This is a genomic window from Mesorhizobium sp. M7A.F.Ca.MR.148.00.0.0 (assembly GCF_003997735.1).
GTDB lineage: Bacteria > Pseudomonadota > Alphaproteobacteria > Rhizobiales > Rhizobiaceae > Mesorhizobium.
In genome coordinates this window covers 1-248 of record NZ_RZTB01000639.1, presented here as the reverse complement: position 1 = coordinate 248, position 248 = coordinate 1, and the positions used below count along the sequence as shown (strand labels likewise).

Annotated in this window: 1 pseudogene; it reads left to right on the top strand. The window is 61.3% G+C overall.

Annotated features, from left to right (window positions below):
* Positions 1–248 (top strand): annotated as a pseudogene (locus EOB49_RS35630) (VWA domain-containing protein); the annotation flags it as partial.

Here is a 248-nt window from a genome sequence, read left to right as displayed (position 1 = left end):
TTATTTCCACAACTGCCTCTATGAGGGCGTGTGGAAGGACAATCGCCGCAGGCATACCGAGGTGATTCCGACCTCCGACCTCCTTCACAAATACGGTCCGGACTACAAGGTGATCGTCGTGGGCGACGCCTCGATGAGCCCTTACGAGATCGCTCACCCCGGCGGTTCGGTCGAGCACTCCAATCCGGAGGCAGGCAGCGTCTGGCTCGGCCGCCTGCTGCAGCAATGGCCGAACGCGGTATGGCTGA